A 22,088-nucleotide genomic window follows, 5' to 3' on the forward strand; every position below is an offset into this window, starting at 1 on the left:
TCACCTCACAAATAAACTTGCCCGAGCAACAAAAGCACCAAAGCTCCGATCAACGAAGAAGCCAACAAATAATCCCGCGCCTGCAATTTGAACTGCTGCAAACGTGTCCGATGCTCCCCCCCGTGATAACAGCGAGCCTCCATACTCGTAGCCAAATCCAGCGCCCGATTGATCGCCGAAACGAACAACGGCACAAGAATAACCACCATACCTTTAGCCTTTTTAATAATACCGCCGGTATCAAAATCAGCCCCGCGCGCCAACTGCGCCTTCTCCAAAGTCTCCATCTCCTCGGCAATCGTCGGCACAAAACGCAACGCAATCGACAGCATCATAGCAATCTCGTGGCCGGGAAACCCGAATTTGGAAAAAGGCTTAAACAAATCTTCCAAAGCGGCGGCAATAACTAATGGCGAAGTTGTCAACGTCAAAAATAAAGTCGAAGTCAAAACCAGATAAACAATCCGCAGCAGCATCTTAACCGCCTGCAACAAATTTTCCTGATAAATCACAATAAAACGCCAACGCCACAAAACCGTCTCGCCCGTACCGATAAACAGATTCATCAGAAAAATAACGGCCGAAATAGCGACAATCTGCTTCAAACTTTGCCAAAAACAGCTCCAGGGCAACTTGGCACAGGCGAACAACGCCAACAAAATCAAAGCATATGCCGCCAGCGCCCACAAACTTTGCAGACAAAAAATCAAAATCATCAGCACGAAAGATGTGACAATTTTCAGCCGCGGATCAAAATTATGAATCAGCGAATCGGCTCGATAATATTTACCTAATGTTATACGCACTGTATCTTGCCTCTTTCCGTCGCAGCGCTACTCTCCTGCCGCTTTACTTGCTGCTTTACCTGCTGCGCCTCGGCAACTGACGGAGCAATTGTCGTAGCAACTGTCGCGGCAACAAAATCCAGAATAACCTGCAAAGTCTGCAACAAAGTCGGAGCATACGTCGGCAGCTGCCAACCCAAACGCGCCTGCAAAAGCTGCAGACACGCCGTAAACGTCGGCTGCTCCAAAGCATTGGCCGCCAACAAATCCCGATCCGGGAAAATCACCTCAGGTTCTGCCAACTTCACAACCTTACCATGCTGCAAAATTAAAACCCGATCGGCAAACTCCGCCACATCTTCCATATTATGCGACACAACCACAACGGTCTTGCCCAAACTTTGCAACAACTTAATATAATTGAACATCTCTTTCCGCCCCAAATCATCCAAACCGGCCGCCGGCTCATCCAAAACCAGAATCTCCGGCCACATAGCAATAATTCCGGCAAAGGCCACCTTGCGCATCTGACCGCCGGACAACTCGAAAGGCGATTTCTGCAAAACATCTTTGTCAAAGCCCAACATCGTTACTGCCAGATTGACCATATTATCCACCTGAGCGGGCGAATACGCCAATTTCGTCGGCCCGTAGGCAATATCTTTATAAACAGTCTCGGCAAAAAGCTGATGCTCGGGATATTGAAAGAGCAATGAGACCTTGCGCCGAATTGCCAGCAAATTACTTTTCACGGAAGCATCAAGCCCGTCAATAATTACTTCTCCCGGCTTATTCGCCAACAACGCATTAAGGTGCATAATCAAAGTCGATTTGCCCGAACCGGAATGGCCGACAATCGCCAACACCTCGCCCCGCTTGACCTCGAACGAAATATCGTCCAATACCGGCGGCGTGTTTTTCTCCTGCTCCTCATAGCGATAAGTAAGATGTTCGACTTTAATAATAGGCTCAGGCTCAGCTTGAGCGGATTGCACAGCCCCTACGGCGCCTGCAGCCGCAAAAACCTGCATCAAAGACTTAACCTTCGCCGCCAAACGAGCCGCAAGCTCCTGTTCATCCTGCGCCAACAACGCCATCTGCCCGCGCAAGCGCTGCATAAGAAGCGCTCCTTCACCTTTATCGGTCGCCGCCTGCAACAACGCCGCCGCACTTTGCAACAACGCCTTTTGCACCGTCGCCGGCAACAAATCCGGCAAAGTTAAAAGCTCTCGTCCCTGTACCGTCTCCAAAACTTTCAACAGCGCAATCTCCCCCGGCACGCTGAGCTTCAGCTCCCGAATCAAAGCCGCATCGTTAAAAAGATCCAACGGCGAATAATTCCGCACCAAATGTCCTTGCTGCAAAACCAGAACCTTATCGGCTGTCAAAATTTCATCCAGATGATGCGTCACATTAACAATCGTCAAACCCTTGGACAAACGTAACTGCCGAATAAAAGCCAAAAGTTCCCGCCGCATCGACGGATCCAACATACTTGTCGCCTCGTCCAGCACGACAGCTTGCGGCTCCATCACCAAAATACCGCCGACGGCCAATTTCTGCTTTTGACCGCCCGACAAATTGCTCGGCGCCGTATCTTTATAAGCCTCCATATGTAACAACTGCAGCACCCGCTTAATCCGCGCCGCAATCTCAAGCGGCGGAATCGCCAAATTTTCAGGCCCGAAAGCCATATCCTCCGTCACGGTAGTCCCGATAATCTGATTATCCGGATTTTGAAAAACCATCCCGACCAAACGTCTCAGCTCAAACAGCTGCGTATCATCCTGACTGTCAATCCCGAAGCTGCGTACCTTGCCGCTATCGGGCAACAGCAAAGCATTCAAATGGCGTGCCAAAGTCGACTTGCCCGAACCGTTACGCCCGATCAAAGCCGTATAAGAACCCGGCACTAAAGAAGCAGTAACATCAGCCAATGTCACCTGCCCCTCTTCATAACTGAAATTAACATGTTTCAGCTCAAAAGCAATATCCGACTGCACAATTCACTCTCCCGCTTCAGTTTTCATCGTATTTTAACACAGAAAAAAAGTCGCAACCGAAAAAATTGCGACTTTTCTCACTTTCTTCAAAGCTGATACAACTATTATGACTAGTTAAAGCTGCATTACACCAACTCAACTAAAGCCATCTCGGCTGCATCACCGCGGCGCACACCCAACTTGGTAATTCTTGTATAACCGCCCTTGCGATCAACATAGCGGGGAGCAACAACATCGAAAAGATGATTCAAAGTGTAAACCTTATTACCGTCCGCATCGTTCATGGATGTAACATGCAACATAGCCTTACGTCTGGCAGCCAAACGAGCCGGGCTGTCAACTTTGACAGTCTTAGTCGTCAATTCACGACTGACAACATCATACTCCACCGTCTTACCGTTACGCTCAACCTTCTTGCGCTCCAAAACTTTCTTACCCTTACCGTCCAACTTGGCATGAGAAGCGACAACCTCACGAGTTGTGAACTTATCATGTACCGGAATAGCAATAGTAATCAATTTCTCGGCAATCTTCTGTGCTTCTTTGGCACGCATATATGTAGTTTCAACTTTACCGTCAACTAGCAAACGGGTAACAATTCCGTTCAACATCGACAAACGATGACTAGTCAGGCGTCCTAATTTGCGATGACCTGGCATTTAACTTTCCTCCTATATTCGCTTATTCGTTCTCAGTCTCGCCTTTGGAGAGGGCAAAACCTAAATCTTTCATCTTCTGCATAACTTCTTCTAACGACTTTTTACCCAGATTGCGAACTTTCATCATCTCATCTTCGCTTCTAACTGCCAAATCGCCCAACGTATTAATATTGGCACGCTTCAAACAGTTATAAGTCCGGACGCTGAAATCCAAATCTTCAATAGCCGTATCGTAGACCTCGTTATATTCCGGACCGGCAACGGGCTTACCGCTCGGTTCGTTAATAACGATATTACCGCTCAAATCCTTGAACAGGCTCAACTGTTCAATCAGAATGGATGCCGCCATCGCCAAAGCCTTGTCAGCTTCGATCGTGCCGTCTGTCCAAACTTCCATCGTCAAACGGTCAAAGTCGGTTACCTGACCGACACGGGTATCTTCAACCGCATATTTCACTCGCTTAATCGGAGTAAAAATTGAATCGATGGCGATAACGCCGATCGGTTGATTAACCCATTTGTTCTGTTCAGCCGTATTATATCCGGTTCCGTTCGTAACGGTAAACTCGGCGAACAAGCGCTCGCTGCCGTTCATCGTACAAATCAAATGATCCGGATTCATAATCTCAACTTCTTCATCCGTCGTAATATCGCCGGCGTAAACATCGCCCTTGAAGCCTTCAGCTCGAGCCAAGTAAATTGTCTTCGGGGCATCAACGTGCATTCTGGTGCGAATTCCTTTTACATTCAGAATGATTTCGGTCATATCCTGAACGACACCCTTAACAGTGGAGAATTCGTGCAATACATTATCAACTCTTAAAGAAGTTACAGCTGATCCTGGTAAGGAAGATAACAAAACGCGTCTTAAAGAATTGCCTAAAGTCTGGCCGTATCCCCGCTCCAGCGGTTCAATCACAAAGCGACCATATGACTTGTCACTTGACAATTCCACAGTTTCAATATTGGGCCTATTAGTATCTAACATTCATTTCCTCCCATCACCAACGTAAATAAAGTTATCATCAAATAAAGTAATGATTAAACCCTACGTTTCTTCGGCGGACGGCAACCGTTATGAGGAATAGGTGTCACATCTTTAATCAAGCTGACTTCCAAACCGGCTGTTGCCAAAGCTCTGATGGCAGACTCCCGACCTGAACCGGGTCCCTTAATGTAAACTTCAACAGTTCTCATGCCGTTGTCTTTAGCCACTTTAGCAGCCTCTTCCGAAGCCATTTGAGCGGCGAACGGAGTTGACTTACGTGAACCGTGCATACCTTGAGCACCGGCGCTGGACCATGCTACTACATTGCCCTGCATGTCGGATACGGTGACGATTGTGTTATTAAAAGAGGAATGAATATGCACCTGACCGCGCTCTATATTCTTCTTAACCTTGCGCTTTACGCGCCGACTTTTAACGCTTGTTTTTGTTGCCATGGCAATTTACCTCCTTTACTTCTTCTTACCTGCAATCGTATGACTTGGGCCTTTGCGTGTTCTGGCATTGGTCTTGGTGCGTTGGCCGCGAACCGGCAAACCGGCTCTGTGACGACGACCGCGATAGCAGCCGATATCAGTCAAGCGCTTAATATTCATAGCCACCTCACGTCTCAAGTCACCTTCTACTTTGTATTCATTTTCCAAAATATCACGAATTTTAGAAATCTCAGCCTCGCCGAGATCTTTCATGCGTGTATCGGGATTAATTTCGCATTTGCTTAAAATTTCCTTCGAGCTTGTCAAGCCGATGCCATAGATATAAGTCAAGGCAATCTCGACACGCTTTTCGTTCGGCAGATCAACACCTGCTATACGAGCCATTCTACATACCTCCGAGTTAAAAATATTGTATCTATATAGAAGATGAGCAGTTATATGCCGCGCTCATCCATTATTCAAAATAAAGGGCACTCAGGCGCCCTTAATCAACCTTGACGTTGCTTGTGCTTCGGGTCGCTGCAAATAACCATAACACGGCCATGGCGGCGAATAATCTTGCACTTTTCACACATAGGTTTTACAGATGGTCTTACTTTCATTTGAGTCACCTCCATCATTGTCAAAGCAGCGCAAAAGTGCTTTTTTGACATATGCTCTAATATTTTAGCAGAAAAAAAGGCATTTGCAAGCGATATAACCCTATATCGAGGCTATTATCCGCTTGTGTTAACTTTTTATTAACACTTTTGCGTTTCGCTTGTAATTTGTTCCGCTCTTTGTTCTGCTCTTTTACGTCCGTTCACCAAAACTTATTTGTCACGCCAGGTAATTCTGCCCCGATCCAAATCATAAGGCGATAACTCCATTTTCACCTTATCACCTTTAAGAATCTTAATATAATTCTGGCGCAAGCGTCCCGATACGTGGGCCAAAACAATATGATCATTGGGTAATTTCACCTTGAATTCGGCATTCGGGAGAACTTCCTCCACCACGCCTTCAACTTCAATCACATCCGATTTAGACATATTATCTGCCACTCAAAATGTGTTGAAATATACTCAAACACATCGAGAAATTGAAGTCCTTGCGGATACTTCTTACTGCTTCAACGTGTATGCTTTGGCGATTGTAAACAATACGCTACTCACAAGTTCTTGTACACTCCACAGTCGTAAATTCCTGCGATAGCCCGCAGTACATACTTACGTTTGCTTTCATTATGCAACTTCGTAAGTTAAAGCAGCTCTTAGATTAAGAGTTGTATATTCTTTTGAGTGGACTCTCCTTTCTTTAATTTCTCATACTTGCGTGAGAGACATCTTTGTTCTCTGCGCAATTTCTTTTTCATTTTTTACTCTTGCCGACTTATTGATGTTTTATAAGTCTTACCATTAACAATGATTTTGATTACTTAAAGTTACCTCCTTTTTCTCAGTTTGCAGTTTCTATTCTCTGCAAATAAAATCACACAACAATAAATAGTATTCCTGCATCATCTGTTCCAGCTTATTAAGCGGTACAGCAATCTCCTGCAGATTCTTATGCTCCCGACAGGCGGTAGCGACACGAATTTTCGAAGTTATCATCATCAGGGCCAATATATCAGCTTTGCGGCTCAGATACTCCTGCTCTTTCTCTGTCAATCTTGCCCAAGCATCCGTACCTTTCGCCATCAGCAGTAGATAAGAAGCTTTCATACAATGATTGATATTTTTCGGATGTTCCTGCAAAATTGTCTGTTCGCTCGGAGCGATAAAGTAGCGATACTTCCTATATCCCGGCTCAGCCTCTGCCGGTTTCAGCTTCCGCTCGCGGCCTTTGTTCACTTTCAACAGTTGTTCCCGGATCAAAGTCTCCAAATACTTGCGGTCCTCGTCATTTATAATTTCCAGCAGCAAATCGCCTTTATCACTGCCGATCATCGACAAATAGAAACCTTCAAGCGTACAATATTCCGCCATATCGACTTCCACCGGGTTATCTGAGGCAATTACCTGCTCCTGATACCTATCGAGCATTCTTTTGTAACCGTTGCGCGAATAGACAACATAGTAGTTATGCTCCGCCCGCTCCAACTCTTCTTCCGTCGGCTCCTGACCGTCGGGACGGTTGATCAATCTGCGCAATTCAACGAAACGGACATTGCGCAAAATTTCAGCTTTTCTTTCCGGACTAAGTTCCTGCGTTAAATTTTCCATATCGGCACCCCGTATTTCGCTCGTTCTGCCGGCGTCAAAGTGAAAATAAAAACTCCCTGATCCGTCAAAGCGAACGTATTTTCATAATGGGATGATTTACGACCGTCGGCTGTAACAATCGTCCAATCATCATCCATAACTTCAATATAGCGTTTACCGGCGGTAAACATCGGTTCACAGCACAGAACCATCCCCGGCTCGAAGCGCAAACCGTGCCCCGCTTTACCGTAATTCAGAACGTTCGGGTCTTCGTGCATCTCCTGTCCGATTCCGTGACCGCACAATTCCTGCACCACACCGTAACCGTATTTTTCCGCTACTTTCTGCACTGCGTGGCCCAAATCTCCCAGGCGCTTGCCGACCTGAACTTCTTTTATACCGGCGAAAAAGCCTTCTTCCGCCGCCTCCATCAACTGTCTGTCGGCCGCTGTAATCTCGCCTACCGCATAAGTTCTGGCCGCATCGGCACAATAGCCGTCCAAAGTTGCCACCATATCCAACGTTACAAGATCGCCCTCTTTAATAAAATGCTCCGGGTGCGGAATACCGTGCACCACTTCATCATTCACCGAAACACAGATAGCTCCGGGGAAAGGCGGATCACCGTAACCCTTACAGGTCGGGATTGCTCCGTGCGCCAAAATAATTTTCTCGGCAAAATCGGCCAAATCCTGCGTGCTCCTTCCCGGCACAATATAGGCGGGAATTTGCTCGAAAATGTCGACCAAAACCTGCGAAGCTTCCCAAATCTTCTGCATTTCCCGTTTCGTCTTCAAAACCACACTCATACAATCGCGCTTCCACTATTTAATATTGCGCAGAATTGCAGCCAACTTGGCATACGATGAAGCGTAATCACCGCTATTGTCCAAATGCTGCACCAAACCCCGTTGCGTATAATAAGCAATCAAAGGCTCCGTCTGCTTATGATAGGTTGCCAAACGTTCACGCACCGTCTTCAGTTCATCATCCGCTCTTTGTACAACTTCACCCTGACAACTGTCACAAACGCCGTCACTTTGCGGTTTCTTACTCTGTACATGATAGCTTGTACCGCAATCGACACAAACTCGACGCCCGCTCAAGCGTTCGACAATTTGTTCTTCCGGCACATCAATTGCCAGCACGGCCGATAAAGACAGGCCCAATTCCGGCAACATCTTCGCCAAAGCCTCCGCCTGCTCCAACGTTCTGGGGAAACCGTCCAGCAAAAATCCCTGCTTGACATCATCCTGCTGCAATCTATCGGCAACCATATTAATAGTAACACTATCAGGAACAAGTTGCCCGGCATCAATATAACGTTTCGCTTCCAAACCCAGAACCGTCTGATTTTTAATGTTATAACGGAAAATATCACCCGTCGCAATATGCACCAAATGATAGTCCTTCACGATGGTTTCCGCCATTGTACCCTTACCGGAACCGGGGGCGCCTAATAAAATCAAATTCATGGTAACCTCCATAAAATAAAAGCAGAGTCATTTGCTCTGCTTTTGTCTATTACCCCCAAGGGTAATGAATTAATCTAAGAATGTCTTGAGCCGTCTGGACGACATCTGCGACTGAATCTGAGCCAAAGTATCCATGCACACGCCGACAATAATGATAATTGCCGTACCGCCGAACCATAAGCCGTTAGTCTTAGTTACCGCACCGATAATCATCGGGAAAACCGTAACAAACGAGAGGAACAGACCCTCGAACCAGTTCAAGCGATTAGCACAGGTCCGAATAAAATCGGTCGTCGGACGCCCCGGACGAATACCGGGAATAAAGCCGCCGTTCTTCTGCATATTATTGGAAATCTCGGTCGGATTATATTGAATGGAAGAATAGAAGAAGGTAAAGCCGACAATAAGTAACACATGGAAAACATACTGCACGGGATTGCGCTCCAAATTTCTGAACCACATCACAATCGGACTGTCCGAATTTATGAAAGCGAACGAGGTAATCATCGACGGAATCTGGATAATAGCCATAGCGAAGATGACCGGCAAAACGCTCGATTGATTGACACGAATCGGCAAATAAGTACTTTGACCGCCCATCATCTTACGCCCGATAACACGTTTGGCATATTGTACCGGAATACGACGCTCGGCAATGTTGATATAGGTGACTAAGGAAACCATCGCCAAAGCAACGGCAATCAGTATCACCACATAAACAGCAGCCATAATGAAGTTGGATTGCTCCGTCCAAATATTAAAGTACGCTGTACCGGATGTAATCATCTGCGGCAAACGGGCAATAATACCGGCAAAGATCAAGATGGAAATACCGTTACCGATACCGCGCAAATTAATCAATTCGCCGATCCACATAACCACGGCCGTACCGGCGGTAAACGTCCCGACAACAACCAGGCAGGTCAACCACTTAGGTACTGAACTGACAGCAACTTCACTTGTAGCATACCAGAAAGCGAAAGCTTGGAACAAACCCAGAATTACTGTAAAAATACGCACAATATTCTGAATTTTCTTACGTCCCGTTTCACCTTCCTGACTCATTCTTTCCAAAGCAGGAATAGCTACTGTCAACAATTGAATAATAATCGAGCTGTTGATATACGGTTGAATACCCATAGCGAAGATTGACACGGAAGTCAACGCACCGCCTGAGATTAAGTCCATCATGCTGCCTAAAGTACCGAAACGTTTAATAATTTCCGTAAAAGCAACGCGGTCAATACCGGGAACCGGAATTGAACCGCCGATGCGGAACAGGACAAGCATGAACATTGTGAACAACAGGCGCTTGTGCAAATCTTCATTGCGCCAGGCAGCCTTTAATGTTGCCAACATATCACCCATGTTATACCTCCTCAGCTGTGCCTCCGGCCTGTTCGATAGCCGCCTTAGCTGATGCAGTAAAACGATTTGCCTTAACTGTCAACTTTTTCTTTAATTCGCCGCCACCTAAAATAACTAAGCTTGTTACCGCCTTAGAGAATTTCACAATACCTAAGTCATGTACGGACTGCAAAGTAACTTCAGCGCCGTCTTCAAATGCATTCAAACGAGAAACTACAATTTCGACACTTTGAGGAACAAAATTATAATTATTGAAACCACGCTTGGACATACGTCTGAATAACGGTGTCTGACCACCTTCAAAGCCCCAACGAGTGCTGCCGCCGCTACGAGCCATCTGGCCTTTCTGACCGCGACCTGCAGTCTTACCGTTACCGGTGGAAATGCCGCGACCTTTGCGCCATGCTTTCTTGTTGGAACCGACTGAAGGCTTCAATTCATTTAATTTCATATCTTGCCTCCTCTTATGCTTTCTCAACTTTTACCAAGTGACGAACTTTCTGAATCATGCCGCGGATAGCTGCATTATCTTCCTGCTCAACAACTTGACTGATTTTTCTCAGGCCCAAGGCTTGAACTGTTAATTGATGCTTCTTCAAGGAATTACTTGTACCCTTGATTAAAGTAATCTTTAATTTTGCCATGAGTTAAGCCTCCCTTAATGAATCTCACTTACGGACTTGCCGCGTTTCTTCGCAATTTCTTCAGCCGAACGCATAGCTTTCAAAGCAACAATAGTAGCGTTGACCACATTGTTGGGATTGTTGGTGCCCAAGCATTTAGCTGTAACATCCTGTACGCCCGCCAATTCCAAAATAGCACGCACGGCACCGCCGGCGATAATACCGGTACCTTGAACGGCCGGTTTCAAAAGTACTTTGGCAGCTCCGAAATCACCGACATACTCATGCGGCAATGTCGTACCGTCCAAAGGTACAGCCATCAAATTGTGCTTAGCGCTCTCGACGCCTTTACGGATAGCATCGGGAACTTCGTGAGCTTTACCGCTACCGACACCGACGTTACCTTTACGATCGCCTACTACCACCAGGGCTGCGAAGCGGAAATTTCTACCGCCTTTAACAGTTTTAGAAACACGTCCAATGTGAATAACACGTTCTTCGAGCTCTAAACCATTTGGATCATTGTAATTATTATTCATGCAAAGCTCCTCCCTTAGAACTCTAATCCGGCTGCACGAGCAGCTTCAGCCAATGCTGCAACACGTCCATGATATACATAGCCGCCGCGATCAAAGACAACTTCCTTGACGCCCTTGGCCAATGCTTTTTCTGCCAGTTCGGTACCTACCGCCTTAGCAGCTTCCACATTGCTGCCGAGCTGTAAGTTCAATTTTTTGTCCAAGCTGCCGGCTGCACATAATGTGACTTTGTTGACATCATCAATGATCTGGGCATAGATTTGCTTGTTACTGCGGAAGACACAAAGTCTGGGGCATGCAGGTGTACCGCTGATTTTTTTGCGAATTCTGGCATGCTTGCGTAAACGAATGACTTCTCTTGAAGTTTTAGTAATCATAATTTCACCTTGTCTCCCTTCACTTATTTCTTAGCGCCCGTCTTGCCTTCCTTCAGATGCAATACTTCATCCAGGTACTTAACGCCCTTGCCATGATATGCATCCGGTACACGGAAGCCACGAATGTTCGCTGCAACTTCACCGACGAGTTGCTTATTGGCACCCTTAACAATAATCTTATTGTTGTTAGGTACTTCAATCTTGATACCCTCGGGTGCGACATACTCAACAGGATGAGAATAACCTAAGTTCAAGACTAATTTGGAACCGGATAATTGAGCACGATAACCTGTGCCCTTAACTTCCAATTCCTTAACATAACCATGAGTTACGCCTGTTACCATGTTCTGAATCAAAGCACGAGTCAAACCGTGGAGTGCGCGTTCTTCTTTAGTTTCACCGTTTCTTGTAACGATAACTTCATTATCCTTAACCGCAACATTGATCAACGGATGGATTTTTTCTGTCAAAGTCTCCTTGCCGCCTTTAACAGTGACAAGGTGCGGTTCAACAGTTACTGTTACTCCTGCAGGAATAACGATTGGTTTTTTACCAATTCTGGACATTGTTTTTCCTCCTACCCTTAAAATTACGAAGCTGACGCTTCCTTTCAGAGTGTTCTAATTATTTTACCAGACATAAGCCATGACTTCACCGCCGATGTGCTTGGCACGAGCTTGTGCTGCAGTCATGATGCCCTGAGATGTTGAAACGATGGCAATACCCAAACCGCCTAAAACGCGCGGTAATTCTTCGCTGTTGGCATAAACTTTCAAACCCGGACGGCTGATACGCTTGATACCGGCGATAACAGGGGATTTTTCCTGATACTTCAAGGTTAAACGTAAAGTACCCTGAACATCCTCATTCAAAACCTCAACTTTTTTGATGTAACCTTCATCGAGCAAAATGTTGGCAATCGCTTGCTTTACGCGAGAAGCGGGAACATCAACAGTTTCCTTATGCGCTGATGAAGCATTACGAATTCTTGTAAGCATATCAGCAATACTATCTGTAACTACCATTGTTATTCTTCCTTTCTCTTACCAGCTGGCTTTGTTAACGCCGGGGATTTCGCCCTTGTAAGCCAACACACGGAAGCACAAACGACAAATGCCGTATTTACGAATGAAAGCATGCGGACGACCGCACAACAAACAACGGTTGTGATTGCGTGTTGAAAACTTTTGCTCACTTTGCGATTTGATAATTTGTGATTTCTTAGCCATTTAATTAAGCCTCCTGACGTGTGAAAGGCATACCGAAGAGACGTAACAGTTCACGGGCCTCTTCATCAGTATTCGCAGTTGTGACGAAGATGATATCCATACCGCGGATTTTATCAATCTTGTCGTAATCAATTTCCGGGAAAATCAATTGTTCCTTCATACCGACAGCATAATTGCCACGGCCATCGAAAGAATTGGGATTCATACCGCGGAAGTCACGGACACGGGGAATAGCCAAGTTAATGAAGCGATCCATGAATTCATACATTCTGTCGCCTCTCAAGGTAACCTTCGTACCGACGTTCATACCTTCACGCAAATGGAAGTTAGCGATGGACTTTTTAGCTTTGGTAATAACAGCCTTCTGACCTGTAATAACGGACAAATCGTTTGCCGCATTCTCACAGCCCTTGCTGTTTTCACGTTCGCTGACACCTACGTTAATAACAATTTTTTCCAACTTAGGGATTTGCATAACGCTCTTGTATTGAAATTTCTCTTTCATTGCCGGAGCAACGGTTTTCAGATAAAAATCTTTTAATCTAGCCATGTTTACCCCCTATCAGCGCTTATTGGTCAAGGTGTCGATCACTTCACCGGAACGCTTGCTGATACGCACGCGATCACCGTTTTCAAGTGTCTTCACGCCGACTTTGGTCGGTTGTTTGGTTTTCTCATCGACGAGCATAACATTGGAAATATGGATAGGTCCTTCCATATGAGCAATTTCACCCTGTTGATAAGAATTACCGGGTTTACGATGTTTTGTGACCATGTTTACGCCTTCGACGACAACTTGTTCCTTTTCAGGAATAACACGCAGAACCTTGCCTGTCATCGCACGATCTTTACCGGTAAGTACGTAAACTGTATCACCTGTTTTAATACGAAAATGTGCCATGCGTTCCTCCTAAAGTACTTCCGGTGCCAATGAGAGAATACGCATAAAGTTATGGTCTCTCAATTCACGGGCGATCGGTCCGAAAATACGGGTACCAACCGGGTTTTTATCATCTTTGATAATTACGGCTGCGTTCTCGTCAAATTTGATATAGGAACCGTCAGCACGTCTGACACCACGTTTGGTGCGGACGATAACGGCCTTAACTACTTGACCCTTACTGACTGTGCCGCCGGGAGCAGCTTCTCTGACGGAGCAAACGATTACATCGCCGATATTGGCGAATTTACGCCACGAGCCGCCTAAAACCTTAATGCACATTAATTCCTTAGCGCCGGTATTATCAGCTGCACGAAGCAAAGATTGGACTTGAATCATTTCTTACCTCCGATAGCTTATTTAGCTCTTTCCACAATTTTAACTAAACGCCAGCGTTTGTCCTTACTCAAAGGACGAGTTTCCATAACTTGGACTCTGTCGCCTTCGTTGCAGGTATTCTCGGCATCATGTGCCTTGAGGCGGATAGTTTTACGAATATACTTCTTATACAAAGGGTGTTTTACCAAGTCGGCAACTTCAACCACAATTGTTTTGTCCATCTTATTAGAAACAACCAAACCGGTACGGACTTTGCGTAAGTTTCTCTCGTTATTGTTTTCCATACATTAGTCCTCCTTATGCTTGTTCTTTCAGTTCACGTTGACGGATAACCGTTTTAACTCGTGCAATATCACGCTTAACTTCACGCAATCTTGCGGTGTTGGTTAATTGATGAGTCGCACTTTGGAAACGGAGCTTGAAAAGTTCTTCTTTCAAAGCTGCCAACTCTTCCTTCAGCTCAACATCCGTCTTTTCGATTAGAGTATTCATTTTCATTATTCTTGAACCTCCTGTTGACTACGAGCAATGATCTTCGTCTTGCAGGGCAATTTATGTTGGGCTAAGCGCAAAGCTTCACGAGCCTGCTCTTCTGTTGCACCGGCAACTTCAAACAAAACACGGCCGGGTTTAACAACGGCAACCCAGAATTCCGGAGCACCTTTACCGGAACCCATGCGGACTTCGGCGGGTTTCTTAGTAACGGGCTTGTCGGGGAAAACTTTAATCCAAACTTTACCGCCACGCTTCAAGAAACGGTTAATGGCAATACGGGCAGCCTCAATTTGATTACCCTTCATCCAGCACGGTTCAACGGCTTGAATACCGAAATCACCATAAGCCAGAGTATTACCTCTGGAAGCTTTACCTGTCATACGGCCGCGATGAACGCGTCTGTACTTGGCTCTTTTTGGCATTAACATTAGGCTTTGCCTCCTTCTGTTGCATTAGCTGAATTATTCTTATGTGCGAAAACTTCGCCCTTGTAAATCCAGACCTTAACACCGATCTGGCCATATGTTGTCAAGGCTTCAGCAAACCCGTAATCAATATCGGCTCTCAAAGTCTGCAGCGGAATGGAACCTTCATGATAGTGCTCGGAACGGGCAATATCGGCACCGCCCAAACGGCCGCTGACTTTAGTCTTGATACCCTTGGCGCCGTTCTTCAAAGCTCTTGAGATACATTGTTTCATCGCCCGACGGAAAGAAATACGTCTCTCCAGCTGATTGGCAATGTTCTCGGCTACTAATTGAGCGTCGGTATCCGGGGACTTAACTTCATTAACATTGACGAAGAAGTTCTTCTTGAATTCTTTTTGCAGATCCTTCTTCAATTGTTCGATACCGGCACCTTGACGGCCGATAACCATACCCGGCTTAGCTGTATAAATCGTGATAATAGTCTTATCGCTGCCCTTACGCTCAATATCAACATGAGACACGCCGCTAGCGAAAGCATATTTTTTCACGAAGCTTCTTAACTTCTTATCTTCGACCAGATATTTGCTGAAATCTTTTTTGTCAGCATACCATCTGGTGCTCCAGTCTTTAATTACACCAACACGTATACCATGCGGATTAACTTTCTGACCCATAGCTTCCTCCTTATGCTTTCTCTTTCAAAACGACTGTAATATGGCTGGAACGCTTCATAATGCTGAAAGCGCTGCCGCGGGAACGCGGCTGATAGCGTTTCATGAGAGCACCGGGATTGGCATAAGCTTCATGCAAATACAACTTATCACGGTCAAGTGAATTATTGTTAACGGCATTGGCAGCTGCCGACTCCAACAGTTTAATCAAAACTTCGGACGCCGCTTTCGGTGTAAATTTCAAAATTGCTAAAGCCTCTCTGAGCGACTTTCTGCGGATTAACTTCAAAACGATGTTAACCTTGCTGGGAGAAATACGGATGCTCTTGGCTGTTGCAACACCCTGATCTTTGCCGACACCGAGAACTTTACGCTCTTTCTTGGTCAGCAATTGGGGTCTCTTTGAACGTTTATGAGGAGCTGAAACGGTGCTCAAAATTTGTTCACGATTATTGAGCATGTACTCCTTACTCATAACTTTCTTTTCCACAATCTTTCTCCTTCCTCTTAACGCGTTGTCTTCTCGGAACCGGCATGGCCGCGGTAAGTACGTGTAGGAGCAAATTCTCCCAATTTATGACCGACCATTTCTTCCGTAATGTATACGGGAACGTGTTTCCGGCCGTCGTGTACCGCAATCGTGTGACCGACCATTTCAGGGAAGATGGTTGAGGTTCGGGACCAGGTCTTAATTACTTTTTTGTCATTGGCGGCATTCATAGCTGTGATTTTCTTCATCAAAGATTCAGCTACAAAGTAACCTTTTTTTGTTGAACGACTCATTTCCTCGGCCTCCCTTAGTCTTTACAACGCTTAATAATAAAGCGATTTGATTTCTTATTGTGCTTACGTGTCTTGTAACCCAATGTCGGTTTACCCCAAGGTGTTACAGGCGACGGCAAACCGATCGGAGATTTACCTTCACCACCGCCGTGCGGGTGGTCGTTCGGGTTCATAACAACACCTCTGACGTGCGGGCGACGACCCAAATGACGGGTCTTACCGGCTTTACCGATTTTGACGTTTTCGTGTTCCGCGTTGCTGACAACACCGACTGTTGCTCGACAATTCAAGGGAATTTGTCTCATTTCACCGGAAGGCAGACGCAAAACTGCGTATCCGTCTTCTTTAGCCAACAATTGAGCTGAAGCACCGGCTGTACGAACCATTTGTGCGCCTTTGCCCGGTTTCATTTCAATGTTGTGAATAACTGTACCGACGGGAATATTGTTCATCGGTAAGCTGTTGCCGACTTTAATATCGGCTTCTACGCCACTGACTACAGTGTCACCGACTTTTAAGCCGGCAGGTGCCAAAATGTAGCTCTTGGCGCCATCTGCGTAATGCAATAGAGCAATGTGAGCTGTGCGACCCGGATCGTACTCCAAAGCTTCAACTCTTGCCGGAACAACGTCTTTGCTGCGCTTCCAGTCAATAATACGGATCTTACTCTTGTTGCCGCCGCCATGATGACGAACGGTGATACGACCGTATGAGTTACGACCGGCTTGATGGCTCTTGCTGCGCAAAAGCGACTTTTCCGGCTCCTTCTTTGTCAGACCTGAGAAATCAGCTACCGTCATATTACGAACAGCTGGAGAAGTAGGTCTATAACTTTTTACTGGCATATTAATACACTCCTGTTCCTAACGGTTACTGTTGATTAAAACCGAATTCTTCAATGGTTGTTTTATATTTCTTGTCGCCTGCAACTGCCTGTCCGCCCTTAGCGAGGTAAGCCGGTTGCTTAGGTTCAAGATTAATTCTGACAATTGCTTTCTTCCAAGCAGCTGTCTTTCCCTGATGGACGCCGACACGTTTTGCTTTACCACGTTTGTTCATTGTGCAAACATCAAGTACCTGAACTTGGAAAAGCTTCTCAACCGCGTCTTTGATCTCCGTTTTGTTGGCATCAACCGCTACTTCAAAGGTATAACGGCCAACTGCCATTTCACTGCTTGAATGTTCAGTGATAATCGGTTTCAAGATTACATCATGAGCAGTTTTCATTACGCATATACCTCCTGAATTTTCAAGGCAGCTTCCTTAGTCAAAACCAGAACGTCTTTGCTCAATACATCATAAACATTCAAAGTATTGACACGTGTGGTTGCAACTTGCGGTAAGTTGCGGGCGGAATATTGCAAATTCTTATTATCGCCGGCTTCAACAATCAAAGAGCTTGTCTGATCCAACTTCAAAGCTTTCAAAACAGCCAGGAAAGACTTGGTCTTAATTTCCGGCAATTGCAAATCTTCAACGACTTTAATGTTGGAAGCTGTCAACTTGCTTGAGAAAGCGCTCTTCAAAGCCAGACGGCGCTGTTTCTTGGGAACTGTGAAAGAATAGTCGCGCGGTTTCGGTCCGAAGATAATTCCGCCGCCTACCCATTGTGCTGCTCTGATAGAGCCCTGACGAGCACGACCTGTGCCCTTTTGACGCCACGGCTTACGACCGCCGCCTCTAACTTCAGTGCGGGTTCTGGTGGAGCTTGTTCCCTGACGTTTGTTAGCTAATTGTTGTTTGACCACCTGATGCAGAACACTTTCATTCGGTTCGATTGCAAAAACAGCGTCACTCAACTCAATTTGGCCGACTACTTCACCCAACTTGTTGTATACATCTAATTTAGCCATTCTTCAGTTCCTCCTACGCCTGCTTGCCGCCCTTGACAGCAGCACGAATTTCCAGCCAGCCGCCGCGAGGACCGGGCACTGCGCCTTTGACAGCCAAAATATTACGTTCGCCGTCAACCAGCACAACTTCCAAGTTCTGAACTGTTACATTGCGGGCACCCATATGACCGGGCATCTTCTTGCCTTTACGAACACGTGCAGGATAAGCTGATGCACCCAACGAACCGACACGACGATGGTACTTGGAGCCGTGAGCTTCTTTACCGCCCTTTTGGCCGTGACGCTTAATGTTACCGGCAAAACCTTTACCTTTGGAAACACCGCTGACATCAACCAACATTCCCAAATTCATGTTGTCGGAAACGCTGATTACCTGACCCAGTTCAAACTCGTCGGTAGATTCCATCGGGCATTCTGCCAACAGTTTCAACGGCTCGGACTCAATCTTGTCGAACTGTCCCTTGTCCGGCTTGTTAACCTGATGGACGTTAGCCTCCAGGAAACCGAACTTAACAGCTGTGTAACCGTCAACTTCTTCACTCTTCTTCTGTACAACCTTGATCGGGCCGCACTCAATGACAGTTACCGGAACGGCTTTGCCATCTTCATTGAAAAGCTGGGTCATACCGGCTTTTCTTCCAAGCATATAAGCTTTCATTCTTTCTATACCTCCTGGTTATTGGTTCGAATAATCGAACTTGACCAAAGCTCGTTAGAGCTTGATTTCAATATTAACGCCTGCGGGCATATCCAAACTCATCAATGCCTCTACAGTCTTCTGATTCGGTGCGAAAATGTCGATCAAACGCTTATGCGTGCGTGATTCGAACTGTTCGCGGGAGTCCTTGTGCTTAAACGGGGAACGCAAAATTGTCACAATCTCCTTGCGTGTCGGCAACGGTACGGGGCCTGAAACGCTTGCACCGGTTCTCTCAACCGTCTCAATAATACGTTTTACGGACAAATCAAGAATCTCATGATCAAATGCCTTCAAACGAATTCTGATTTTTTGACTTTTAGCCATTTTCTTTCTCCTTTGCTGCTTTCGTTCTTCATTCTTGCCGGGTGTTTAATCTCAACCTATAACAAAACCCAGTTCACATGACTTGTGTCTGGGTTCAGTCACAGTCGCTTCCGTCAATCGCTGTTACAGCTCGGTCAACTACTGTTGCCGCGGAAGTCTGTTTCGACATTATACCCTGCTCAAACTAAAGTTCGTCGTCGGACTTAAAAGTCCGGCTGCATCCGTTCAAGTTCCCTAAGTCGTTGCAGTATTAACGCTTAGCCATCTCGAACATCATCTGCTGTATGTAAAAACATACTCGAATATTATAGTTTTTTTGCCATAACTGCGCAAGGTGATTTGTCCGTAAAAGGCGATTTCACCCCGCAAATTTGTAAATATTCAGTTAATTTTGCCGTGTCGGGCTTTCACCGCTGTGTTTTACTTGGATTTTTCCGACTTTCCGGCATCCGTTGTTGCCTCCGTCCCCGGTTTTACCGGCTGTTCCGCCGCCTTCTGTTCCACCGGTTTCTGTTCCGCCGCCTGCAAAAGTTCTTGCAAATCCGCCGCCGTGAAGGTGTATTGCCGGTGACAATATTCGCAGGCCAGAGTCAAATGTTCTTTTTTCGCCAAATCCTGCAAGTCCCGCCTATTCAAAGCCGCCAGAGCCGCCTTCATCTTGGCGACGCTGCAGGAACAGCTCAAAGATATCGGCAGACAGGCTAAGTATTTAATCGCCGGATCCATGACCAGCATATCCAAAACCTGTGCCGGATCGAATTTATTCTCATAGAACCAGCTGACTGCCGGCATATTGTTAATTCTCTGTTCCAAGTAATTCAGAGTCTGCTCCGTCGCTGCCGGCAAAGCTTCCAAAAGAAAGCCCCAGGCGAAAGTTATGCCGTTTTTATCCATACCGACTTGCAAAATCAGGCAGCTGCGACGCTGTTCGCTCTTGGCCAAATAATAAGCTAAAGTCTGGGTTAAGCCCTGCTGCTGCCAGGGAATACGACTGACAAAAGGCTCATCCGCCCCGAAACTGCGCAAAACCGCCAGTCTGCCCGTGCCGATATTGGCGTTAATGTCCAATTGTTTGGCGGCATTCAGGTGCACTTCAGGATGCGGCGATGACGTTTTGGCCCGTAAAGTCATGTTTTGCCGGCATTCAACTACGACTTTTCCCAGATCACCGTCCGCCTGCAAAATCAAAGACAGCCAGGCATCTTTATCCTTCAAATCGCCGGCCAGAATCATGCCGGTCAACGCCAGTTCACCCATAGCTACGCAGGCTGCCGGACTTAAGTCGTGCAGGTCACGCAGAGATTTCATCGAAGTGGTCAAATCGACGGCAATCAGACGCAGCTGACCGTTACAAGCTTCAGCGAAAATAGCATGGTCGCCTTTCTGATGAATATCCTGTTGATCACGTATATCATTAAATGTATTTTTTTCTTCCGTCATTTTTACACTTTCCTTCATTTTAACTTTTTCGGCGGCATTCCCGCCTTTGCAGCTGCAACTGAAAAACCGGCCCACCGACATGCAGCCGACGACCCGGTCTTCCTGTATTTCTCTATCAACTGACGTAACCCAAAGGATTCTGCAGTTCGCCGTTTACCTGCACTTCAAAATGCAAGTGCGGACCGGTCGAATTGCCCGTAGAACCGCAAAGTCCGATAACTTGTCCGGCCTGTACCTGCTGCCCGGCCGAAACCAGCACGCTCTTCATGTGGCCGTATAAAGTGCACAATCCGCCGCCGTGGTCAATTACTACATAGTTACCGTACGAACCGCCGGAATAATTCTGGCCTTCAAAAGGATTGTACGCCTTGACTACCGTGCCGCCGCGCGCCGCCACAATTTTAGAACCGAAAGCTCCCTGAAAGTCAACGCCGCGATGGAAAGACGAATTGCCCAGCACATTATCACCGTAACCGAAGGGGCAGGTAATCGTATGACTGTAAGTGTTCGGGAAAACCCAACCGCCGCCACCGACTGCCGGAGCGGCCCCGCCGATAATACCGCCTTGCGGAGGGGTGGGCGCATTTTTGAAATTGCCGGAATTGACCTGATTCTTAGCGAAGGCCTGTTGTTGCATTTTCAGCAAAGCTTCCGCCTGTGCTTTACGCTGCTGCCCGATTTGCTTCAGTTGCGCATCAAAGCTCGCATTGGCAGCTTCCAATGATTTGATCGAACCCTGAGCTTGCGCCAGTTTATTCTGCTGTTCCAATAAGTTTTCTTCCTGCAGACTGATATCATTCCGCAAGTTTTCCAGCTGTTTCTTCGCATTCTTCAGCAACTTGTCCGCCTGATCCTGGACATTTTTGGCATTATCCTGATTGCGTTTGGCATATTCCATACTGGATTCCAGACTGTCGAGCGCCTGTTTATCGTTGTCGGCGATAATCTGGCTTAACTCATAACGAGTATGCAGAGATTCCAAGTTTTTAGAACTTATCAAAATATTAATCCAGCTGTTGTCATTACGCGTTTCAAAAATCGCTACCAGGCGTTCCTCGTACAGCTTCTGCTGCCGTTCCATCTCACTTACGGCTTTCTCGTAAACTTCCTGCGCCTGTGTCAGCTCCTGCAAAGCTTTATCGAAAGTTCCCTGCAAATATTCCACTTCACCTTCCGTGGCTTTGCCCTTCTCTTTCAACTCTTCGACTTCTTTCTTCAAAGATTCAAAACTTTTCGTTTGGCTGCTGACTCTTTGCTTTGCCAGTTGCAAATTACGTAAAGCCTGCTGCTTACTTTGCTTAATTTTGTTTTCTTTCGCCGTCAAATCATCCGCTGCCCGGCTGACTTTACAAGGCCAACTTGTTGCCAAGGCTACCAGTAAAGCTAAAACCGCCGCCGTCAGACGACTCTTACTTTTCTTCATTTTTCACT

At 46.3% G+C, this 22,088-nt stretch carries 35 protein-coding genes; all 35 read right to left on the reverse strand.

The annotated features are described in order from the left end of the window. Nucleotides 1-5: 5 nt before the first annotated feature. Nucleotides 6-806 carry an energy-coupling factor transporter transmembrane component T family protein gene (locus PYS60_RS05975; RefSeq protein WP_315568454.1) on the reverse strand — a complete coding sequence of 267 codons (801 nt, stop codon included), beginning with the start codon at nucleotides 804-806 and terminating at the stop codon, nucleotides 6-8. Continuing rightward, nucleotides 797-2,788, reverse strand: a complete 1,992-nt coding sequence (locus PYS60_RS05980) for an ABC transporter ATP-binding protein (protein WP_315568456.1) — start codon at nucleotides 2,786-2,788, stop codon at nucleotides 797-799. Before PYS60_RS05980 ends, PYS60_RS05975 begins: the two co-directional genes overlap by 10 nt. Before the next feature lie 125 nt (nucleotides 2,789-2,913). Then, entirely contained in the window at nucleotides 2,914-3,447 is a 534-nt protein-coding gene (locus tag PYS60_RS05985) for a bL17 family ribosomal protein (protein ID WP_315568458.1), read from the reverse strand. Between the two features lie 22 nt (nucleotides 3,448-3,469). Continuing rightward, a complete protein-coding gene (locus tag PYS60_RS05990) occupies nucleotides 3,470-4,435 on the reverse strand; it encodes a DNA-directed RNA polymerase subunit alpha (RefSeq protein ID WP_315568460.1) in 966 nt (321 codons plus the stop codon). Between the two features lie 53 nt (nucleotides 4,436-4,488). After that, nucleotides 4,489-4,890 (reverse strand): 30S ribosomal protein S11, encoded by a 402-nt coding sequence (gene rpsK, locus PYS60_RS05995; RefSeq protein ID WP_315568462.1) that lies wholly within the window; start codon nucleotides 4,888-4,890, stop codon nucleotides 4,489-4,491. 15 nt (nucleotides 4,891-4,905) lie between these two features. Continuing rightward, nucleotides 4,906-5,274 (reverse strand): 30S ribosomal protein S13, encoded by a 369-nt coding sequence (gene rpsM / locus PYS60_RS06000; protein ID WP_315568463.1) that lies wholly within the window; start codon nucleotides 5,272-5,274, stop codon nucleotides 4,906-4,908. Nucleotides 5,275-5,378: 104 nt separating this feature from the next. Then, nucleotides 5,379-5,492 carry a 50S ribosomal protein L36 gene (gene rpmJ, locus PYS60_RS06005; RefSeq protein WP_066715144.1) on the reverse strand — a complete coding sequence of 38 codons (114 nt, stop codon included), beginning with the start codon at nucleotides 5,490-5,492 and terminating at the stop codon, nucleotides 5,379-5,381. Nucleotides 5,493-5,702: 210 nt separating this feature from the next. Further along, complete coding sequence (infA, locus tag PYS60_RS06010; RefSeq protein WP_315568465.1) at nucleotides 5,703-5,921, reverse strand: translation initiation factor IF-1; 219 nt, start codon at nucleotides 5,919-5,921, stop codon at nucleotides 5,703-5,705. Nucleotides 5,922-6,341: 420 nt separating this feature from the next. Continuing rightward, nucleotides 6,342-7,094 (reverse strand): hypothetical protein, encoded by a 753-nt coding sequence (locus PYS60_RS06015; protein WP_315568467.1) that lies wholly within the window; start codon nucleotides 7,092-7,094, stop codon nucleotides 6,342-6,344. Then, the gene (gene map / locus PYS60_RS06020) at nucleotides 7,082-7,882 is read right to left on the reverse strand and encodes a type I methionyl aminopeptidase (RefSeq protein ID WP_315568469.1); all 801 of its coding nucleotides are present in this window, start codon (nucleotides 7,880-7,882) and stop codon (nucleotides 7,082-7,084) included. The genes PYS60_RS06015 and map overlap by 13 nt, the downstream gene beginning before the upstream one ends. A 15-nt stretch (nucleotides 7,883-7,897) precedes the next feature. Next, a complete protein-coding gene (locus PYS60_RS06025; protein WP_315568470.1) occupies nucleotides 7,898-8,548 on the reverse strand; it encodes an adenylate kinase in 651 nt (216 codons plus the stop codon). A gap of 69 nt (nucleotides 8,549-8,617) precedes the next feature. Next, nucleotides 8,618-9,916: a preprotein translocase subunit SecY gene (gene secY / locus PYS60_RS06030; RefSeq protein WP_315568472.1), complete on the reverse strand. Its 1,299-nt coding sequence runs from the start codon at nucleotides 9,914-9,916 to the stop codon at nucleotides 8,618-8,620. A 1-nt stretch (nucleotide 9,917) separates the two neighbouring features. After that, nucleotides 9,918-10,367 (reverse strand): 50S ribosomal protein L15, encoded by a 450-nt coding sequence (rplO, locus tag PYS60_RS06035; protein ID WP_315568473.1) that lies wholly within the window; start codon nucleotides 10,365-10,367, stop codon nucleotides 9,918-9,920. 13 nt (nucleotides 10,368-10,380) lie between these two features. Then, nucleotides 10,381-10,560, reverse strand: coding sequence for a 50S ribosomal protein L30 (gene rpmD / locus PYS60_RS06040; protein ID WP_315568475.1), 180 nt, complete (start codon nucleotides 10,558-10,560; stop codon nucleotides 10,381-10,383). A gap of 14 nt (nucleotides 10,561-10,574) precedes the next feature. After that, nucleotides 10,575-11,078 carry a 30S ribosomal protein S5 gene (rpsE, locus tag PYS60_RS06045; RefSeq protein WP_315568476.1) on the reverse strand — a complete coding sequence of 168 codons (504 nt, stop codon included), beginning with the start codon at nucleotides 11,076-11,078 and terminating at the stop codon, nucleotides 10,575-10,577. A 14-nt stretch (nucleotides 11,079-11,092) separates the two neighbouring features. Beyond that, entirely contained in the window at nucleotides 11,093-11,455 is a 363-nt protein-coding gene (gene rplR / locus PYS60_RS06050) for a 50S ribosomal protein L18 (RefSeq protein ID WP_315568478.1), read from the reverse strand. A 23-nt stretch (nucleotides 11,456-11,478) separates the two neighbouring features. Beyond that, a complete protein-coding gene (gene rplF, locus PYS60_RS06055; protein WP_315568479.1) occupies nucleotides 11,479-12,021 on the reverse strand; it encodes a 50S ribosomal protein L6 in 543 nt (180 codons plus the stop codon). Between the two features lie 63 nt (nucleotides 12,022-12,084). After that, nucleotides 12,085-12,480: a 30S ribosomal protein S8 gene (gene rpsH / locus PYS60_RS06060; protein ID WP_315568480.1), complete on the reverse strand. Its 396-nt coding sequence runs from the start codon at nucleotides 12,478-12,480 to the stop codon at nucleotides 12,085-12,087. 18 nt (nucleotides 12,481-12,498) lie between these two features. Continuing rightward, nucleotides 12,499-12,684, reverse strand: a complete 186-nt coding sequence (locus PYS60_RS06065; protein ID WP_315568482.1) for a type Z 30S ribosomal protein S14 — start codon at nucleotides 12,682-12,684, stop codon at nucleotides 12,499-12,501. A gap of 4 nt (nucleotides 12,685-12,688) precedes the next feature. Next, nucleotides 12,689-13,234 (reverse strand): 50S ribosomal protein L5, encoded by a 546-nt coding sequence (gene rplE / locus PYS60_RS06070; protein WP_315568484.1) that lies wholly within the window; start codon nucleotides 13,232-13,234, stop codon nucleotides 12,689-12,691. A gap of 12 nt (nucleotides 13,235-13,246) precedes the next feature. Continuing rightward, the gene (gene rplX / locus PYS60_RS06075; protein WP_315568485.1) at nucleotides 13,247-13,585 is read right to left on the reverse strand and encodes a 50S ribosomal protein L24; all 339 of its coding nucleotides are present in this window, start codon (nucleotides 13,583-13,585) and stop codon (nucleotides 13,247-13,249) included. Between the two features lie 9 nt (nucleotides 13,586-13,594). Beyond that, nucleotides 13,595-13,963 (reverse strand): 50S ribosomal protein L14, encoded by a 369-nt coding sequence (gene rplN / locus PYS60_RS06080; protein WP_315568487.1) that lies wholly within the window; start codon nucleotides 13,961-13,963, stop codon nucleotides 13,595-13,597. Nucleotides 13,964-13,980: 17 nt separating this feature from the next. Next, complete coding sequence (gene rpsQ / locus PYS60_RS06085; RefSeq protein ID WP_315568488.1) at nucleotides 13,981-14,247, reverse strand: 30S ribosomal protein S17; 267 nt, start codon at nucleotides 14,245-14,247, stop codon at nucleotides 13,981-13,983. Between the two features lie 13 nt (nucleotides 14,248-14,260). Further along, nucleotides 14,261-14,461 (reverse strand): 50S ribosomal protein L29, encoded by a 201-nt coding sequence (rpmC, locus tag PYS60_RS06090; protein ID WP_315568490.1) that lies wholly within the window; start codon nucleotides 14,459-14,461, stop codon nucleotides 14,261-14,263. Continuing rightward, nucleotides 14,461-14,886, reverse strand: a complete 426-nt coding sequence (gene rplP / locus PYS60_RS06095) for a 50S ribosomal protein L16 (RefSeq protein ID WP_315568492.1) — start codon at nucleotides 14,884-14,886, stop codon at nucleotides 14,461-14,463. The genes rpmC and rplP overlap by 1 nt, the downstream gene beginning before the upstream one ends. Continuing rightward, nucleotides 14,886-15,560, reverse strand: a complete 675-nt coding sequence (gene rpsC, locus PYS60_RS06100; protein WP_315568493.1) for a 30S ribosomal protein S3 — start codon at nucleotides 15,558-15,560, stop codon at nucleotides 14,886-14,888. Before rpsC ends, rplP begins: the two co-directional genes overlap by 1 nt. Before the next feature lie 10 nt (nucleotides 15,561-15,570). Continuing rightward, on the reverse strand, nucleotides 15,571-16,047 hold the full coding sequence (gene rplV, locus PYS60_RS06105; RefSeq protein WP_315568494.1) for a 50S ribosomal protein L22: 477 nt from the start codon (nucleotides 16,045-16,047) through the stop codon (nucleotides 15,571-15,573). 17 nt (nucleotides 16,048-16,064) lie between these two features. Further along, entirely contained in the window at nucleotides 16,065-16,340 is a 276-nt protein-coding gene (gene rpsS / locus PYS60_RS06110; protein WP_315568495.1) for a 30S ribosomal protein S19, read from the reverse strand. Between the two features lie 14 nt (nucleotides 16,341-16,354). Then, the gene (gene rplB, locus PYS60_RS06115; RefSeq protein WP_315568497.1) at nucleotides 16,355-17,185 is read right to left on the reverse strand and encodes a 50S ribosomal protein L2; all 831 of its coding nucleotides are present in this window, start codon (nucleotides 17,183-17,185) and stop codon (nucleotides 16,355-16,357) included. 25 nt (nucleotides 17,186-17,210) lie between these two features. Beyond that, nucleotides 17,211-17,567: a 50S ribosomal protein L23 gene (gene rplW, locus PYS60_RS06120; RefSeq protein WP_315568499.1), complete on the reverse strand. Its 357-nt coding sequence runs from the start codon at nucleotides 17,565-17,567 to the stop codon at nucleotides 17,211-17,213. Continuing rightward, on the reverse strand, nucleotides 17,567-18,193 hold the full coding sequence (gene rplD / locus PYS60_RS06125) for a 50S ribosomal protein L4 (RefSeq protein ID WP_315568500.1): 627 nt from the start codon (nucleotides 18,191-18,193) through the stop codon (nucleotides 17,567-17,569). Before rplD ends, rplW begins: the two co-directional genes overlap by 1 nt. Nucleotides 18,194-18,206: 13 nt before the next feature. Continuing rightward, on the reverse strand, nucleotides 18,207-18,851 hold the full coding sequence (gene rplC / locus PYS60_RS06130; RefSeq protein WP_315568501.1) for a 50S ribosomal protein L3: 645 nt from the start codon (nucleotides 18,849-18,851) through the stop codon (nucleotides 18,207-18,209). A gap of 54 nt (nucleotides 18,852-18,905) precedes the next feature. Continuing rightward, entirely contained in the window at nucleotides 18,906-19,217 is a 312-nt protein-coding gene (gene rpsJ / locus PYS60_RS06135) for a 30S ribosomal protein S10 (RefSeq protein ID WP_315568502.1), read from the reverse strand. A gap of 420 nt (nucleotides 19,218-19,637) precedes the next feature. After that, the gene (locus PYS60_RS06140) at nucleotides 19,638-20,675 is read right to left on the reverse strand and encodes an Hsp33 family molecular chaperone HslO (protein WP_315568503.1); all 1,038 of its coding nucleotides are present in this window, start codon (nucleotides 20,673-20,675) and stop codon (nucleotides 19,638-19,640) included. Between the two features lie 97 nt (nucleotides 20,676-20,772). Beyond that, nucleotides 20,773-22,080: a peptidoglycan DD-metalloendopeptidase family protein gene (locus PYS60_RS06145; RefSeq protein ID WP_315568505.1), complete on the reverse strand. Its 1,308-nt coding sequence runs from the start codon at nucleotides 22,078-22,080 to the stop codon at nucleotides 20,773-20,775. Nucleotides 22,081-22,088 lie beyond the last annotated feature (8 nt).

The organism is Amygdalobacter indicium (assembly GCF_029101545.1).
Taxonomy (GTDB): domain Bacteria; phylum Bacillota; class Clostridia; order Saccharofermentanales; family Fastidiosipilaceae; genus Amygdalobacter; species Amygdalobacter indicium.